At 67.3% G+C, this 16,185-nt stretch carries 11 protein-coding genes and 1 riboswitch; of the genes, 7 read left to right on the forward strand and 4 right to left on the reverse strand.

The window, feature by feature from the left end; all coding sequences use genetic code 11:
• The first annotated feature begins 176 nt into the window (after positions 1-176).
• The 3 genes from QSJ18_RS10200 (at position 177) to metE (ending at position 3,720) form a co-directional block, all read left to right on the forward strand.
• A complete protein-coding gene (locus QSJ18_RS10200) occupies positions 177-785 on the forward strand; it encodes a hypothetical protein (protein WP_286326280.1) in 609 nt (202 codons plus the stop codon).
• 43 nt (positions 786-828) lie between these two features.
• Positions 829-984: a hypothetical protein gene (locus QSJ18_RS10205; RefSeq protein WP_286326281.1), complete on the forward strand. Its 156-nt coding sequence runs from the start codon at positions 829-831 to the stop codon at positions 982-984.
• A gap of 90 nt (positions 985-1,074) precedes the next feature.
• Positions 1,075-1,282, forward strand: a riboswitch (cobalamin riboswitch).
• Positions 1,283-1,428: 146 nt separating this feature from the next.
• Positions 1,429-3,720: a 5-methyltetrahydropteroyltriglutamate--homocysteine S-methyltransferase gene (gene metE, locus QSJ18_RS10210; protein WP_286326282.1), complete on the forward strand. Its 2,292-nt coding sequence runs from the start codon at positions 1,429-1,431 to the stop codon at positions 3,718-3,720.
• A gap of 76 nt (positions 3,721-3,796) precedes the next feature.
• Here the strand turns inward: metE and QSJ18_RS10215 are convergent, their stop codons facing one another.
• From QSJ18_RS10215 to prpD, 4 genes are all read right to left on the reverse strand, one after another.
• Positions 3,797-7,186, reverse strand: a complete 3,390-nt coding sequence (locus QSJ18_RS10215) for a pyruvate carboxylase (protein ID WP_286326283.1) — start codon at positions 7,184-7,186, stop codon at positions 3,797-3,799.
• 113 nt (positions 7,187-7,299) lie between these two features.
• On the reverse strand, positions 7,300-8,427 hold the full coding sequence (locus QSJ18_RS10220) for a bifunctional 2-methylcitrate synthase/citrate synthase (protein WP_286326284.1): 1,128 nt from the start codon (positions 8,425-8,427) through the stop codon (positions 7,300-7,302).
• Positions 8,424-9,338 carry a methylisocitrate lyase gene (gene prpB / locus QSJ18_RS10225; RefSeq protein WP_286326285.1) on the reverse strand — a complete coding sequence of 305 codons (915 nt, stop codon included), beginning with the start codon at positions 9,336-9,338 and terminating at the stop codon, positions 8,424-8,426. Before prpB ends, QSJ18_RS10220 begins: the two co-directional genes overlap by 4 nt.
• Positions 9,338-10,843 carry a 2-methylcitrate dehydratase PrpD gene (gene prpD, locus QSJ18_RS10230; RefSeq protein WP_286326286.1) on the reverse strand — a complete coding sequence of 502 codons (1,506 nt, stop codon included), beginning with the start codon at positions 10,841-10,843 and terminating at the stop codon, positions 9,338-9,340. The genes prpB and prpD overlap by 1 nt, the downstream gene beginning before the upstream one ends.
• Before the next feature lie 127 nt (positions 10,844-10,970).
• On the opposite strand from prpD, the gene QSJ18_RS10235 reads away from it, so the two are divergent.
• From QSJ18_RS10235 to QSJ18_RS10250, 4 genes are all read left to right on the forward strand, one after another.
• Positions 10,971-12,410 carry a short-chain fatty acyl-CoA regulator family protein gene (locus QSJ18_RS10235; RefSeq protein WP_286326374.1) on the forward strand — a complete coding sequence of 480 codons (1,440 nt, stop codon included), beginning with the start codon at positions 10,971-10,973 and terminating at the stop codon, positions 12,408-12,410.
• Between the two features lie 71 nt (positions 12,411-12,481).
• Complete coding sequence (locus QSJ18_RS10240; RefSeq protein WP_286326287.1) at positions 12,482-13,606, forward strand: baeRF11 domain-containing protein; 1,125 nt, start codon at positions 12,482-12,484, stop codon at positions 13,604-13,606.
• A gap of 143 nt (positions 13,607-13,749) precedes the next feature.
• Positions 13,750-14,550 (forward strand): SGNH/GDSL hydrolase family protein, encoded by an 801-nt coding sequence (locus QSJ18_RS10245; protein ID WP_286326288.1) that lies wholly within the window; start codon positions 13,750-13,752, stop codon positions 14,548-14,550.
• A 150-nt stretch (positions 14,551-14,700) separates the two neighbouring features.
• Positions 14,701-16,176 (forward strand): MFS transporter, encoded by a 1,476-nt coding sequence (locus QSJ18_RS10250; RefSeq protein ID WP_286326375.1) that lies wholly within the window; start codon positions 14,701-14,703, stop codon positions 16,174-16,176.
• Positions 16,177-16,185 lie beyond the last annotated feature (9 nt).

Consider the following 16,185-nt stretch of genomic DNA (forward strand, 5'->3'; position numbering starts at 1 on the left):
AGGCGACATCTACGCCTTCACCCGCCTGCAGCCCATCGCGGCCCAGATCATCGAGGCCGCGACAACTGTCTCCCGCGAGCTGATCAACACTGTTCCCCAAAGGTTTTCAAACGCTCGCCTACGGCGCGGACAAACTGACCCCGGCCGACCTCGCCTGGTTCGCCAAGCAGATCCTGGTGATGCAGAAGGCCATCTTCTCCGATCTGATGCCGCTGCATTACGGCTACGTCCACGACGGGTTGGCGGCGGTCCGGGATTTCCGTTCCGCAGGACTCATCGACGACGAAATCGTCACCGCCTGGACGAATATCGCCTCCGGCAAAAAGAATCTGATCGCGACGGGCAACGCCACCCTGTTGCACCGTGAACAGTACGACGTGGTCGGCTGGCAGTTCGACAACGTGCGTGCGTACCGCCAGGCCGACGGCATCGGCGCGGCACTGACCTACGCGATGACGCTCGCCGGTTCGCCATCGATCGCGGGCGTTCCTGCCCTGCGCAACTTCATCCCCTTCCATGTCACCCGGCGACTCGCCGACGGCCGGACTGTCGACATCAAGACCCCGATCCCGAATTGGGACTGTTCCTACTTCAATCTGCGCTGGAAGTACGTCACCACCGAACTTCTCCCCCGCTACCAGGCGATGGTCGAACACGACTGGAACGCCACCGTCGAGCGGATGCGAGTCCCCTACGAGCAGCAGTTCGAGTCGCACCGGCCGATCTACAACCTGCCGAAGATTCTTGGCGACGCCCTGGCGAACACCGTCGTCACCGTCCGCTGATGCTCACCCCCACCGCCGGAACCACAACCGAAAGGCACACGACATGGTGCAAGCCGGAAATCTCATCGTGACCCCGGAGATGATCGACGCCATGGCGGGTCCGCTCGCCAACTCGATCCTCTACATGTTCACCTGGGGCGGTGCATCCAACTGGGGTACCGCACTCCAGGCCCTCATCGGCGCCGTCGGCGCCTACTGACTCCCACACCCGGTTGGCTGCGCGGCGCGGCCTCGCTATGGTAGTGGACGCAACTGGTTCGCCGACCGGATTGACCAAGGAGCCCCTGTCCTTTCGCGTTCGGCGTCGAGTTCGTGGTCACCTCGACCACGGACAAGAGGGAATCCGGTGAGAATCCGGAACTGTCCCGCAGCGGTATATCGGAACGACCGCCGTCACCACAAGCACTGAACGCCACGCGTTCGGGAAGCGACGGCCAGTAGGAGCGCGCACGCGCACGCCGATGAGTCCGAAGACCTGCCCGTTGTATCGGGCGCGCCGCGCCCGGTGGCTCACCGCCTCGTGGAATGGGCGCCGTCGAACTCGCGAAACGTCGTGCCCGACAACAGGGCTCGACGTGGCCGAGACGACGCTTCCGGCATGGCGGTGAACCGTTCACACCGTATGCAGGAGCTCAACACTCTCATGTCGACACCGACTCCACCCACCGCGAAGCCATTCGCCGCCACTGTCCTGGGCGCGCCACGCATCGGCCCGGACCGCGAACTGAAACGGGCCATCGAAGGCTACTGGGCCGGCCGGATCAGCGCCGAAGGCCTGGCGGGAACCGCCGCCGATCTCCGTCGGCGTAGCTGGCAGGAACTGGCCGCCGCCGGCCTGGATTCCATCCCGGTCAACACCTTCTCCTACTACGACCAGGTCCTCGACACCGCGGTCATGCTCGATGCCCTGCCCGATCGGGTGGCCGGCATCGACGATCCGCTCGATCGCTACTTCGCCGCCGCACGCGGCAATGCCGAGGTCACCCCGCTGGAGATGACCAAGTGGTTCGACACCAACTACCACTACCTGGTCCCCGAAATCGCGCCGACGACGCAGTTCCGGTTGCGCCCGGAGAAGGTCCTCGCCGAGATCGCACAGGCGCGCGGCACCGGAATCGACCCGCGGCCGGTCGTCGTCGGTCCGATCACCTTCCTCGCACTCGCCAAAGCCGTCGACGGCGGGCCAGAGCCGCTCTCGCGCATCGATGACGTGGTGAGCTGCTACTTCGAGCTGATCGACCGGCTGGTCGACGCCGGTGTCGAGTGGGTGCAGTTCGATGAGCCCGCGCTGGTCACCGATATCGCCGACGGTCTGCCGGAGCTGGCTGCCGACGTTTACGGTCGCCTGTCGGCAGTCACCCGACGTCCCGCGATCCTGGTCGCCACCTATTTCGGCGATCCGGGCGCGGCGCTGGGTGCACTTGCCCGCACCGCCGTCGAGGCCATCGCCGTCGATCTCATCGAAGGCAGCGTCGAAGCGGTCGCCGCGGTCCCCGAACTCGCGAACAAACTCGTCGTGGCCGGTGTCGTCGACGGTCGCAACATCTGGCGCACCGATCTCGATGCGGCCCTCGCCACGCTGGGCAGCCTGCTCGGCTCCGCAGGCGATCTGGCCGTGTCGACGTCCTGCTCCACCCTGCATGTGCCCTACAGCCTCGCCCCCGAGGCCGGCCTGGACGACAACCTCCGCGGCTGGCTGGCCTTCGCGGCCGAGAAGTACACCGAGGTCGCCACCCTGGCCAGTGCCCTGCGCAACGGGCGCGAGTCGCAGGCCGCGGCCTTCGACGCCTCCCGCGCCGCGCTGGCCACCCGCGCTACCGATCCGAGGCTGGCCGACGCGGGCGTCCGCACCCGTCTGGCCGCCTGCACCGACGCCGACATCACGCGCACCGCGGCGGCTACCCGCCTCGCGCAGCAGCAGGAGCATCTGAACCTGCCGCCGCTGCCGACCACGACGATCGGTTCGTACCCGCAGACCTCGGCCATCCGCCTGGCCCGGGCCGCACTGCGCTCCGGTGACATCGACGACGCCGAGTACGTCCGGCGGATGCACGCCGAGATCGCCGATGTGGTTGCGCTGCAAGAACGTATCGGCCTGGACGTATTGGTACACGGCGAGCCCGAGCGCAACGACATGGTGCAGTACTTCGCCGAGCAGCTCGACGGCTTCTTCGCCACCGCCAACGGCTGGGTGCAGTCCTACGGCACCCGCTGCGTACGTCCGCCGATCCTCTACGGCGACGTCGCACGGCCTGCCCCGATGACGGTGGACTGGATCACCTTCGCGCAGTCGCTGACCACCAAGCCGGTCAAGGGCATGCTGACCGGCCCGGTCACCATCCTGGCGTGGTCTTTCGTACGCAACGACCAGCCACTCGCGGACTCGGCCAACCAGATCGCGCTGGCCATCCGCGACGAGACCGTCGACTTGGAGAAGGCCGGTGTCGCGATCATCCAGGTCGATGAGCCCGCCCTGCGCGAGTTGCTGCCCCTGCGCAACGCCGACAAGTCCGCCTACCTCGACTGGGCGGTGAAGGCCTTCCGTCTGTCCACCTCAGGGGTCGCCGACACCACGCAGGTGCACACGCACCTGTGCTACTCCGAGTTCGGCGAGGTCATCGGCGCCATCGCCGCGTTGGACGCCGACGTGACCTCGATCGAAGCCGCACGCTCGCATATGGAGGTGCTCGACGACCTCAACCAGGTCGGCTTCGCCAACGGCGTCGGACCGGGCGTCTACGACATCCACTCCCCGCGGGTTCCCGGTGCCGAGGAGATCCGCGATTCACTCACCTCAGCACTCAAGGCCGTTGATGCACAACGCCTCTGGGTCAATCCGGACTGCGGCTTGAAGACCCGCAACACCGACGAGGTCACCGAGTCGCTGACCAATATGGTCGCCGCCGCACAGGCCGCCCGCACCGCGCTCGGCTGAGAAAGACGAACGTCCCGCCGGAAGGCGGGACGTTCGTTGTTCGTTGTTCAGTTGTCGGAGATCACACGCCGTGGTGTCAGCTGACCTCGATCAGCAGATCGCCGGGAGCAACCTGGGTGACGGGCCCGATCGCCAGACGGCGGACGGTACCGGCCACCGGCGTGGTGATCGCCGCCTCCATCTTCATCGCCTCGATGGTGCCGATGGCCGCACCCGCGGCCACCTCGTCGCCGACGTCGACCGACAGCGACACCACGCCGGCGAACGGGGCGCCGATGTGATGGGGATTGGCACGGTCGGCCTTCTCCGCCGTCGCGACCGTGGAGTCGACGCTCTTGTCGCGCACCGCGACCGGGCGCAACTGCCCGTTGAGCAGACACATCACCGTGCGCATACCGCGCTCGTCCGGCTCACTGATCGCTTCCAGCCCGATGAGCAGCACGACGCCGGGTTCCAGTTCTACCCGGTGTTCCTCGCCGTAGCGAAGCCCGTAGAAGAACTGATTGGCCGACAGCCGGGAGGTGTCGCCGTAGGCCTCGCGGTGCTCTTCGAACTCCCGAGTCGGCCCCGGGAAGAGCAGCCGGTTGAGCGTCGACTGCCGCTCGACACCCGGCTTGTCCAGCAGCAGTTCATCATCCGCGGACAGCGGAGTCGGCTCCGGTGCCGGTGCGCGGCCCTGCAGCGCCAGGGTGCGCAAGGGTTCGGGCCAGCCGCCGGCCGGGTCCCCGAGTTCCCCACGGAGGAAACCGATCACCGAATCGGGAATGTCATAGGCCGACGGGTCGGCGGCGAAGTCGGCGGCGGTGATGCCCCGACCGACGAGGGCGAGCGCCAGATCGCCGACCACCTTCGACGACGGGGTGACCTTGATCAGGCGACCGAGCATCGAATCCGCCTGCGCGTAGGCCTGTTCGACCGATTCGAAACGGTTACCCAGACCCAGCGCGATCGCCTGCTGCCGCAGATTCGACAGCTGACCACCGGGGATCTCGTGCGTGTACACGCGTCCGGTCGGCGCGGGAAGCCCGGACTCGAAGGGCGCGTATACCTTTCGGATCGCCTCCCAGTACGGCTCCAGATCGCAGACATTGCCGAGGTCGAGTCCGGTGTCGCGGTCGGTCTGCGCGGTGGCCGCGACGATCGCCGACAGCGGTGGCTGACTCGTGGTGCCGGCCAGCGCCGCGCTGGCACCGTCGACCGCATCCGCCCCGGCCTGCCAGGCCGCCATATACGTGGCGAGCTGCCCGCCCGGGGTGTCATGGGTGTGCACGTGGATCGGCAGGTCGAACTCCCGACGCAGGGCGCTGACCAGGGTGGTCGCCGCCGGCGCCCGCAACAGTCCGGCCATGTCCTTGATCGCCAGCACATGCGCGCCCGCCTCGACGATCTGCTCGGCCAGACGCAGGTAGTAGTCGAGGGTGTAGAGCTTCTCACCCGGAGAGGACAGGTCGCCGGTGTAGCTCATCGCCACCTCGGCCACCGCCGTACCGGTTTCGCGCACCGCGTCGATGGCCGGCCGCATGGCGTCGATGTTGTTGAGCGCGTCGAAGATTCGGAAGATGTCGATTCCGACGTCGGTGGCCTCCTCGACGAAGGCGGTGGTCACCTTCGTCGGGTACGGGGTGTACCCGACGGTGTTGGCGCCACGCAGCAGCATCTGCAGACAGATATTCGGCATCGCCTCACGCAGTTGCGCCAGACGCTCCCACGGATCCTCCTTGAGGAAACGCAACGCCACATCGTAGGTAGCCCCACCCCAGCATTCGACCGAGAGCAACTCGGGGGTCAGGGCGGCCACATAGGGCGCGACTGCGATCAGGCCGCTGGTACGCAGCCGGGTCGCCAGCAACGACTGGTGGGCGTCGCGGAAGGTGGTGTCGGTGACACCCAGACGAGGGGACTCCCGCAGATCCCGGGCGAAGCCCTCCGGGCCCAGTGCCAGCAGCCGCTGCCGCGACCCGTCCGCCGGAGCCGCGAGCACCGCCCGGTCGAGGACCGGCAGTTTGTCGCGCGGATAGACGGTGGTCGGACGTTCGCCGTGCGGCTTGTTGACGGTGATGTCGGCCAGATACGACAGGATGCGGGTACCGCGGTCCGCCGAGGCACGCGAGGTCAGCAGTTCGGGCCGGTCGTCGATGAACGAGGTGGTGACGCGCCCTGCGCGGAAGTCCGGATCATCGAGCACCGCCGCCAGGAACGGGATGTTGGTGGACACCCCGCGGATGCGGAACTCGGCGACCGCGCGCCGGGCACGGGCGATGGCGGTGGCGAAGTCGCGGCCCCGACAGGTCAGCTTGACGAGCATGGAGTCGAAATGGCCGCTGACCTCGGCACCGAGCACCGCGCCGCCGTCCAGGCGGACGCCGGCACCGCCCGGGCTGCGGTAAGCGGTGATCCGGCCGACGTCGGGCCGGAATCCGTTGGCCGGGTTCTCGGTCGTGATCCGGCACTGCAGGGCCGCACCGCGAATCCGGATCGACTCCTGGCTCAGCCCGAGGTCGGCGAGGGTAGCGCCCGCGGCGATGCGCATCTGCGCACCCACCAGATCGACGTCGGTGATCTCCTCGGTCACCGTGTGTTCGACCTGGATGCGCGGATTCATCTCGATGAACACATGCCTGCCCTGCTCGTCGAGCAGGAATTCGACGGTGCCCGCACACGAGTAGCCGATGTGGCGGGCGAAGGCCACCGCGTCTGCGCAGATCTGCTGACGCAGTTCCTCGGAGAGGTTCGGGGCCGGCGCCATCTCGATGACCTTCTGATGACGCCGCTGCATACTGCAGTCGCGCTCGTAAAGGTGGATGACGTTGCCCTCGTTGTCGGCGAGGATCTGCACCTCGATGTGGCGCGGGTTCACCACGGCCTGCTCGAGGAAGACGGTCGGGTCGCCGAAGGCGGTGTCGGCCTCGCGGGCCGCCGCGGCGATCGACTCGGCCAGATCCGCCGGGTCGTCGACCCGGCGCATACCGCGTCCGCCGCCACCGGCGACAGCCTTGACGAAGACCGGGAACTGCATGGACTTCGAGGCCTCGACGAGTTCATCGATGTCGGCCGACGGCTCGGAGCTGGCCAGCACCGGAATCCCGGCCGCCCGGGCGGCGGCGACCGCCGTGGCCTTGTTTCCGGTCAACTCGAGCACTTGAGCGCTCGGCCCGACGAAGGTGATGCCGTTCTCGGCGCAGGCAGCGGCCAGCCCCGGGTTCTCCGAGAGGAAGCCGTAACCCGGATAGATGGCGTCGGCGCCGCAGCGGGTGGCCGCGCCGATCACCTCGTCGACCGACAGATAGGCACGGACCGGATGCCCGGGCATACCGACCTGATACGACTCGTCGGCCTTGAGCCGGTGGACCGAGTTTCGGTCCTCGTAGGGGAAGATCGCGACCGTTCTGGCCCCGAGTTCATAGGCGGCGCGGAAAGCTCGGATCGCGATCTCGCCGCGGTTGGCCACCAATACCTTGTCGAACACTTGACTCTCTCTCGTTGCGTGCGCATGCGCACCTGGCGTCACTGAAAGGCACAGTCATGTTTCCTCAGTCTCACACCGAATCGGTGCTGGCTGTGCGTTTTTCGCGGTTCCAGCTACATATTGTCGAGAAGTCGCTGGGGTGGACCAGAGTACTGGCTCAGTGGCCGAATGAGCGCGTTGGAAGCGACCTGTTCCATGATGTGGGCGGTCCACCCGGTGATTCGGCTCATCACGAAGATGGGCGTGAAGCACGCGATGTCGAAGCCCATCAGGTAGTAGGCGGGCCCGGTCGGGAAGTCGAGATTGGGTTTGATGCCGGTGCGCGTGACCATCGCATCCTCGAGTTCGTCGTAGATGCCCAGCCAGCGAGTGTCGTCGAGGTGGGCGGCGATATCGTCGAGCGCGGCCTTCATGGTCGGGACGCGAGAGTCGCCGTTCTTGTAGACGCGATGCCCGAAGCCCATCACCTTCTCCCTGGCGTCCAGTTTGGCGTCGAGCCAGGCACGAGCACGTTCCGGTCGGTCGATCTCGATCATGTCGTACATCACGGCCTCGTTGGCCCCGCCGTGCAACGACCCCTTCAGCGCACCGATCGCCGCGGTCACCGCGCTGTAGATGTCCGACTGGGTCGAGGTCACCACGCGGGCCGCGAACGTCGACGCGTTGAAACTGTGCTCGGCGTAGAGGACCATCGACTTCTCGAACGCCCGCACGATCACCGGATCGGGCACGCTGCCGAAACACATGTTCAGGAAGTTCTCCGCATAACCCAGACCGTGATGCGGTGCGATCGGGTCCTGCCCACGCCTGCGGCGCATATCCGCGGCCACGATGGTCGGCAGGATCGCCAGCATGCGTAGCGACTTGTCCAGGTTCGCCGCGGGCGAACTGTCGTCCTCGTCGGGGTCCTCGGTGCCCAGGAAGCTGATGGCCGTGCGCACCACATCCATCGGATGGCAGTTGTCGGGAATCCGCGTGAGCACCGCCTGCACGGTCCGGTCCGTGCGGCGGTAGGCCCGCTCCCGCTGCATGAACAACGCCAGTTCGCCATCGGTGGGCAGTTCCCCGTGCCAAAGCAGGTAGGCCACCTGTTCGAAGCTGCATTTGGCGGCCAGATCCTGCACCGCGTAGCCGCGGTAGGTCAGCGAATTGGTCTCGGGAACGACCTTCGATACGGCCGTGGTGTCCACCACCACGCCGGCCAGGCCCTTGTGAACGGCGATCTCGTCGGCAACGGTCATCGCGCAGCACCTTCCAGGGTGAAGTTGAAGAGTTCGGAATCGAAGTCGTTGTAGTCGGCGTAGCGCAGCAGCTCGTAGAGCCGACTCCGATGCTGCATACCGTCGAGAAGCCCGGCTTGTGTTCCGGCGGAGTCGATCTCGCGTAATCCCGCCTCCACCGCCCCCATCGCGATACGCAAAGTGGTGACCGGGTAGATGACCGCGTTGTAACCCACGTCGCGCAGTTGCTGCGCGGTCACGAGTTCGGATTTGCCGAACTCCGTCATGTTGGCCAGCAGCGGCACGTCGACCGCCTTACGGAACCGCTCGAACTCGCCGAGGTCGGCCAGCGCCTCGGTGAAGATGAGATCGGCGCCGGCGTCGGCGTACGCCTTGGCCCGGTCGATCGCCGCGTCGATGCCCTCGATGGCGCGCGCATCGGTGCGTGCGCAGATCACGAAGTTCTCGTCCCGGCGACCGTTGACCGCAGCGGTCAGCCGCTTGAGCATCTCGCCGACCGGAACCACGTCCTTGCCGTCGAGATGGCCGCACCGCTTGGGATTGACCTGATCCTCGAGATGACAGCCGGCGAGTCCGGCGTCCTCGAGTGCGGCGACGGTGCGCGCGGCACTCATCGGCTCACCAAAGCCGGTATCGGCGTCGATGAGGGTCGGGAGATCGGTGGCACGGGCGATCGACGATCCGCGGCCGGCGACCTCGGTCAGCGTGGTCAGGCCGATGTCGGGCAGCCCGAGGTCCGCCGACAGCACCGCACCCGAGACGTAGACGCCCTCGAACCCGACGTCGGCGATCAGCTTGGCGACCAGCGGGGAGAACGCGCCCGGCCACCGCTGCAGTTCTCCCGACGCCAGACCTGCGCGCAGCGCCTTGCGCTTGTCGGTGTCGGTGACGGTGCTGGAGAACAGCGACATCAGAAGATCCCCTTCCCGGTAGCCGGCGCCTTGTCCAGGACCTGCGGCAGCACCGCGACGTTGAGCGCGCCGAGATCCCCGGCGGCCAGATCGGCCAGACCGGTCGCGGCGGCCAGGAACCGCGCCTGCTCCTGCGGATCGACGACGCCGTCGGCCATGGTGGCGAACTTGGCCGTGTACTGGTCGCGGGCGAACGGACGAGCACCCAGCGGGTGGGCGTCGGCGACGGCCAGTTCGTCGGTGATCACCTCGCCGTTGCGCAACGTAATGACCGCCTTGGCGCCGAATGCCTTCTCGTTCGGATCGGTCGAGTGGTAGCGGCGGGTCCATTCCGGATCCTCGACGGTGGAGATCTTCTTCCAGAGCTCGATGGTGTCGGGGCGGTTGGCGCGTTCGGGTGCGTAGGAGTCCTCGTGGTGCCAGGTGCCGTCCTGGAGTGCGACCGCGAAGATGTACATCACCGAGTGGTCGAGGGTCTCGCGGCTGGCGGAGGGATCGAACTTCTGCGGGTCACCGGATCCGGTGCCGATCACCACGTGGGTGTGGTGACTGGTGTGCAGGACGATCGACTCGATGTCGGCGACGTCGGCGATCCGCTCACGCATCCGGCGCGCCAGGTCGATCGGCGCCTGGCTCTGGTACTCCGCCGAGTGCTCCTTGGTGTAGCTGTCGAGGATGGCCCGCTTGGGCTCACCCACACCGGGCAACGGGACCTGGTAGGTGGCGTCGGGGCCACCGAGCAGCCAGGCGATGACGCCGTCCTCGCCCTCCCAGATCGGCGCGGGCGCACCCTCGCCGCGCATCGCCCGGTCGACGGCCTCGATGGCGATCTTTCCGGCGAAGGCGGGCGCGTAGGCCTTCCAGCTCGAGATCAGCCCCTTGCGGGACTGGCGGGTGGCGGTGGTCAGGTGCAACGCCTGCCCCACGGCCTGGTAGATAGTCTCGGTGTCGAGCCCGAGCATGGTGCCGATGCCGGCGGCCGCGGACGGGCCGAGGTGAGCGACGTGGTCGATCTTGTGCTCATGCAGGCAGATGCCGCGAACCAGATCGATCTGGATCTCGTAGGCGGTGGCCAGACCGCGGATCAGGTCGGCCCCGTTGACCGTGCCGACGTGCTGCGCGACGGCGACCAGCGGCGGGATGTTGTCGCCGGGATGCGAATACTCGGCGGCGAGGAAGGTGTCGTGGAAGTCGAGTTCGCGGACCGCGACGCCGTTGGCCCAGGCCGCCCATTCCGGCGAGTAGGTGCCGTCGATGCCGAACACTGACGCACCGGGTGCGGACGGATGCGCCTGCGCCTGCCTGCGCGCGGTGCTGACCGGGCGGCGGATGACCGAGGCGGCGCTCACCGCAGCGTTGTCGATGATGCGGTTGATGACCATCTCGGCGGTGTCCGCGGGCACCGCGACCGGATCGGCGGCGACCTCGGCGATCTTCTGCGCGAGGTGTTCGGCCTGTGGGAAATCCTCGGAACTGCGGTGCGTACGAACGTTGTGAGTGATCATGTACGCACCGTACGCAGAGTGCACAACCGTCCGAAAGGCCTGGCAAATGCATATTTTTGCGGACAGCGAGCACCCAGTTTGCGAATGTTGTGTACATCGATGCGGCTAGGCTGGGCGGGTGGCCAAGATGTTCGTCGGCGCACGGTTGCGCCGCCTTCGCGACGACACGGGACTGTCCCAGGCGGCCCTCGCGCGCCGCATCGACCTATCGACCAGCTACGTCAACCAGCTGGAGAACGACCAGCGGCCGATTACCGTGCCGGTCCTGCTGACGCTGACCCGCGAGTTCGGACTCGATGCCGACTATTTCGCCCCCGACGGTGACGCCCGGCTGGTCGCCGACCTCTCCGACGTCCTGGCCTCGCACAGTGACTCCGCCGACGTCTCACGCGCCGAGATCGCCGAACTCGTCGCCCGGATGCCCGGTGTCGGACGCACCCTGGTCGGACTGCACCGGCGCGTCGCGGCCGCCGACGCCGAACTGGAGGGATACCGCGCGCGGCTCACCGGCGACGCCGCCGCACCCGCCACCCCGATGCCCTTCGAGGAGGTCCGCGACTTCTTCTACGACCGGCGCAACCATGTGGCCCCTCTCGACGAGGCGGCCGAGCAGATGTTCGACCGTCACGAACTAAAGGTCGGCGGACTCGACCTGCAACTCGCCGAGCTGCTTCGCACGGAGTTCGGCATCTCGGTCTCGATCGACCACGCCCCGGATCCGGTGACCGCCGCGCGTACTCCGAAGCGGCGCTACGACGCCGACGCCGGGGTCGTCCACCTGGCGGGCCGCCTGACCTCGGGTCAGCGCGCCTTCCAACTCGCCACCCAACTGGCCTTCCTCACCCAGGGACCGGTGATCGACGCTCTGGTGGACGCGGCCGAGAATCTGCACCCCGACTCCCGGCCGGTGGCCAGGGTCGGCCTGGCCAACTATTTCGCCGGCGCGCTGCTGCTGCCCTACGACCGCTTTCTGCGCGCCGCCGAGAACACCCGATACGACATCGAACTGCTCGGCCTGACCTTCGACGTCGGCTTCGAGACCATCTGCCACCGACTGTCGACGCTCCAGCGCCGCGACCATCGTGGCGTCCCGTTCATCCTGGTCCGCACCGATCGGGCGGGCAACATCTCGAAACGGCAGTCGGCCACCGCATTTCACTTCTCACGCGTCGGTGGCAGCTGCCCGCTCTGGGTGGTGCACGACGCCTTCGCCACCCCCGGCCGGATCGTCACCCAGGTCTCCCAGATGCCCGACGGGCGATCCTATTTCTGGCTTGCCCGAACCACCGAGGATCACCACGGGTTCCTTTCTCCCCGCAAGAGTTTCGCCATTGGACTCGGTTGCGACATCGCCCACGCCGATCGTCTCGTCTACGCCGCGGGCATCGATCTCGCCGATCCGTCCACCACCGTGGCGATCGGCGCCGGCTGCAAGGTGTGCAGCCGGCCGGCCTGCCCGCAGCGCGCATTTCCACAACTCGGTCATCCGATCCAGGTGGACGCCGCGACCAGCGATTCGATTCCCTACCGGCAGGTCCCCGAGGGTGGCCTGCCCTACACAATCTGAAACCGCTATCACACCCGCGCCGGACTCCTACAGTGAAACCAATAGATGCACCACCGTTGAAAGGGTTCACTATGGCACGGTTCGACCTTCCCTCCGTCGACGAGCTTCGCGAACTGAGCGAGCCACGCGAGCACGCCATCACCATCTATGCCGAAACCTCGCCGGGCGCCGACGCCTATGAGGGCAGCCTCCTCAACGCCAAGAGCGCCTTCGATCGCGCCATTCGCACCCTTCGGGATTCCGGGATCCGCCACGCCACTGAAACCGCACTCCGCGCGCAGTGGGAGAAAGTGCTCACCGACGAGGCATGGACCCGGCTCTCACGCTGCCTGGCAATCTTCCTCACCGCCGAACGCACCGATGTCTTCGTGCTGCCCAACCGCCTGGAGAACCAACTGCAGGTCGGCACCTACTTCGACGTCGGTCAGCTGGTGCGGGCGGTGCTGACGCCACAGTCGGCGTATGCGCTGACCCTGTCGGCCAACGGCTGGAACCTGTGGGAGGCGACCTCGACCGCCCTCGCCCACGAGGTCGAGCTGCATGGCGACTATGGATCGGATGCCGCCGACGCCACCAACCGGGCCACCATCCGTGACCGCGGTCATGTGCGCCGTCTCGTGGGCGACGAGGGTAAGAAGCTGCTACTCGAGCGCTACGCCCATCATGTCGCCGATGCCGTCCGTAAGGAACTCGACCACATCGACCCCAGCGGCGGCCGGCCGCTGTTCCTGTTCGCCGCCGATCCTCTGCTCGACCTGTACCGCAACGCCGACACCCGGCACCGGTTGGTCCCGGTGCACGGCAACCCCGACGACCTGCGTGCCGACGAGATCGATGCGGTGATCCGCCGCGAGATGCCGGCCATCAACGCCGAATTGCACAATGCTCTGGTGGCCAGAGTGGCCGACGGCACCGGCAAGGGCCTGCTACTGGGCGACCTCGTCGATATCTCCAAGGCGGCGACGGCCGGTGCGGTGGCCACACTCATCTACGACTTCACGATCGACGTCCTCGGGCATGTCGACGCCGATAAGGGTGATATCCGTTACGCCGACGACGGCTATGACGTCCTGTCCGAGATCGTGGTCACGGTCCTTGACCGCGGGGGTGACGTAATCGCCGTCCGCGGTTCCGAGATCACCGAAAAGGTCTGGAACGGTCAGGCATTGGCCGCGCTGCGCTACCCGATGACCTGACCCACGGGCACCGCCCGAACCGCGCAGGCCATCCGCCACGGCGCGCTGACGAACGGCCCGATTCCGATGCCCGCGCATTGCCCGGATGTCGGGATCGTCGCTAGCCTGGGGCCGAATTCGTGAGGCGAGCGGAAGGTGTGGGCGTGGTCGACGGCCAGTCGGAGAACGTTGTCTACAAGAATTTTGTCGCACTCGGTGACTCGTTCACCGAAGGTGTCGGCGATCCCGATGCCACCCGCCCCAACGGCTTGCGCGGCTGGGCCGATCGGGTGGCCGAACAGCTCGCCGTCACCTCACCCGAGCTGACCTACGCCAACCTGGCCATCCGCGGACGCCTGCTCGACCAGATCATCGACGAGCAGATCGACGCGGCCATCGCACTCCACCCAGATCTGGTCACCATCTACGCCGGCGGCAACGACCTGATGCGTCCGTCGCTGGACATCGACGCCATGATCGCCCGCTACGACGCAGCGCTGGGCAAGCTGGCCGCCACCGGCGCGCAGGTCGTCGTGTTCAGCGCCTACGACTCGGGCTGGGCACCGGTCTTCGGCCGGATGCGCCCCCGCGCCGCGGTGTACAACGAGTTGCTGCGGGAGGTCGTCGACCGGCACGGCCTGACACTCCTCGACTTCTGGCGGCTGGACGGCTACGACGACTACCGCATGTGGGATACCGACCGACTCCACATGTCCGCCCTCGGCCATGAGCGGATGGCAGCCGAGGTGCTCGACGTTCTCGACGTCGCACACGCGATCAACCCGGTGGCACTCGAGCCGCAACCCGGCACCGGTTCCCGACTCGATCACTACCGGACCGAAGCCGAGTGGGTGCGTACCTTCCTGGTGCCGTGGATCTCGCGCCGGGTGCGCGGGGTGTCCTCCGGCGACGGAATCGCACCACGCTGGCCGGCGGCCGTCCACGCACGCACCGCCCTTTCCTGAGCGGTATCCGACGGCCGAGGCCGGCCCATGGGACCCCGCGCCGATCCGGTGCCACCCCGGGATACGATCCGTGCGGAGGTATGAGACATCGTGAGCGGGACCCCTCGGATCGAGCGCGCCGAATCCGACGGCACCGAATCCGACGGCACGGTGTCTGACCGCACCGACATCGGTTCACCTCCAGATGACGCGGTCACCCACGAACACCATCCCCGAGTAGCCGTCGCCGTGCTGTGCGCGGCGGGCATCGTCGTCGCGCTCATGCAGACGATCATCGTGCCGCTCATCCCCCAGCTACCCGACCTGCTACACGCCGACGCCCCCAACGCCTCCTGGGCATTGACCATCACCCTGCTCGTCGGTGCGGTCTCGACCCCGATCGGTGGCCGGCTCGGCGACATGTACGGCAAACGCCTGGCACTGCTGGGCAGTATGGCCGCGGTCTCCATCGGTTCGGTCGTCTGTGCCCTGTCCACCACCCTCGTCCCGTTCCTCGTCGGCCGCGGTCTACAGGGACTCGGCTTCGGCACCATCGCGCTGGGTATCAGCGTCATGCGCGACATCGTGCCCGCCCGGCACCTGAGTTCCTCGGTCGGCACCATGAGCGCCTCGCTCGGCGTCGGCGGCGCGCTGGGACTGCCGTTCTCCGCCGCGATCGCCGAACACCTCAGCTGGCACGCACTGTTCTGGGTGTGCGCTGTGGCCGGCATCGCCGGAGCGGTCGGCATCGCCCTCACCGTCCCCGACAGCCCCACCCGCACCGGCGGACGATTCGATGTCGTCGGCGCGGTCGGCCTGGCCGCGATGCTGACCTTTCTGCTGCTGCCGCTGTCCAAGGGGTCGGCGTGGGGCTGGTCGAATCCCCTCACCCTCGGCTTCTTCGGCGGATTCGTGGTCGTCGCTGCCTGCTGGTGCGTCGCCGAGCTACGCAGGCGCGCGCCGCTCATCGATCTGCGCGTGATGGTCCACCGACCGGTGCTGCTCACCAACGTCGCGTCGATCGCGACCGGCTTCGCCTTCTATTCGATGCAGCTGATCCCGATTCAGGTCCTGATGGCCCCGACGACGAGTCCCAACGGTCTCGGCCTCGGCATGCTCGCGGCGAGTCTCGTCCTGGCGCCCAGCGGCCTGGTGATGTTCGTGCTGTCGCATCTGAGCGGACATATCACCGGACGCTTCGGTCCGCGGGTCTCGCTGGCACTCGGCGGTGTCGTCATCGGCCTGGGCTATGTCGTGTTCATCGTCGCCCTGAGCGGCCCGTGGGAGATGGGGATCGGCTTGATGATCGCCGTCGGATGCCTGATCGGCGCCGGTCTGGGTATCGCGTACTCGGCGATGCCCGCGCTGATCATGGCGTCGGTCCGGGTCGAGCAGACCGGTGAGGCCAACGGCGTCAATGCCCTTATGCGGGTCGTCGGAACGTCGACCTCGGCGGCCGTGGTGGGAATGATCCTGACATCGTCGGTCATCCCGGTCGTCCTGCCCGACGGCCGACCCGGCGAAGTACCCACCGATACCGCCTACCTATGGGCCGCCGGGATATCACTCGGCGCATGTGCCCTTGCGGCGATCACGGCGCTCGCGATCCCCCGCAGTCGGCGCGATTTCATCGAGCAACCCATCTGACCCGACGAT

Source organism: Gordonia heveisoli, assembly GCF_030315745.1.
Classification (GTDB): domain Bacteria; phylum Actinomycetota; class Actinomycetes; order Mycobacteriales; family Mycobacteriaceae; genus Gordonia.

Bases quoted from the DNA above. Each gene is read 5' to 3' on its own strand.
- QSJ18_RS10205 (WP_286326281.1), top strand. From the start codon at position 829: ATGGTGCAAGCCGGAAATCTCATCGTGACCCCGGAGATGATCGACGCC.
- QSJ18_RS10240 (WP_286326287.1), top strand. From the start codon at position 12,482: ATGGCACGGTTCGACCTTCCCTCCGTCGACGAGCTTCGCGAACTGAGC.
- prpD (WP_286326286.1), bottom strand. From the start codon at position 10,843: ATGATCACTCACAACGTTCGTACGCACCGCAGTTCCGAGGATTTCCCA.
- metE (WP_286326282.1), top strand. From the start codon at position 1,429: ATGTCGACACCGACTCCACCCACCGCGAAGCCATTCGCCGCCACTGTC.
- QSJ18_RS10235 (WP_286326374.1), top strand. From the start codon at position 10,971: ATGTTCGTCGGCGCACGGTTGCGCCGCCTTCGCGACGACACGGGACTG.
- QSJ18_RS10220 (WP_286326284.1), bottom strand. From the start codon at position 8,427: ATGACCGTTGCCGACGAGATCGCCGTTCACAAGGGCCTGGCCGGCGTG.
- prpB (WP_286326285.1), bottom strand. From the start codon at position 9,338: ATGTCGCTGTTCTCCAGCACCGTCACCGACACCGACAAGCGCAAGGCG.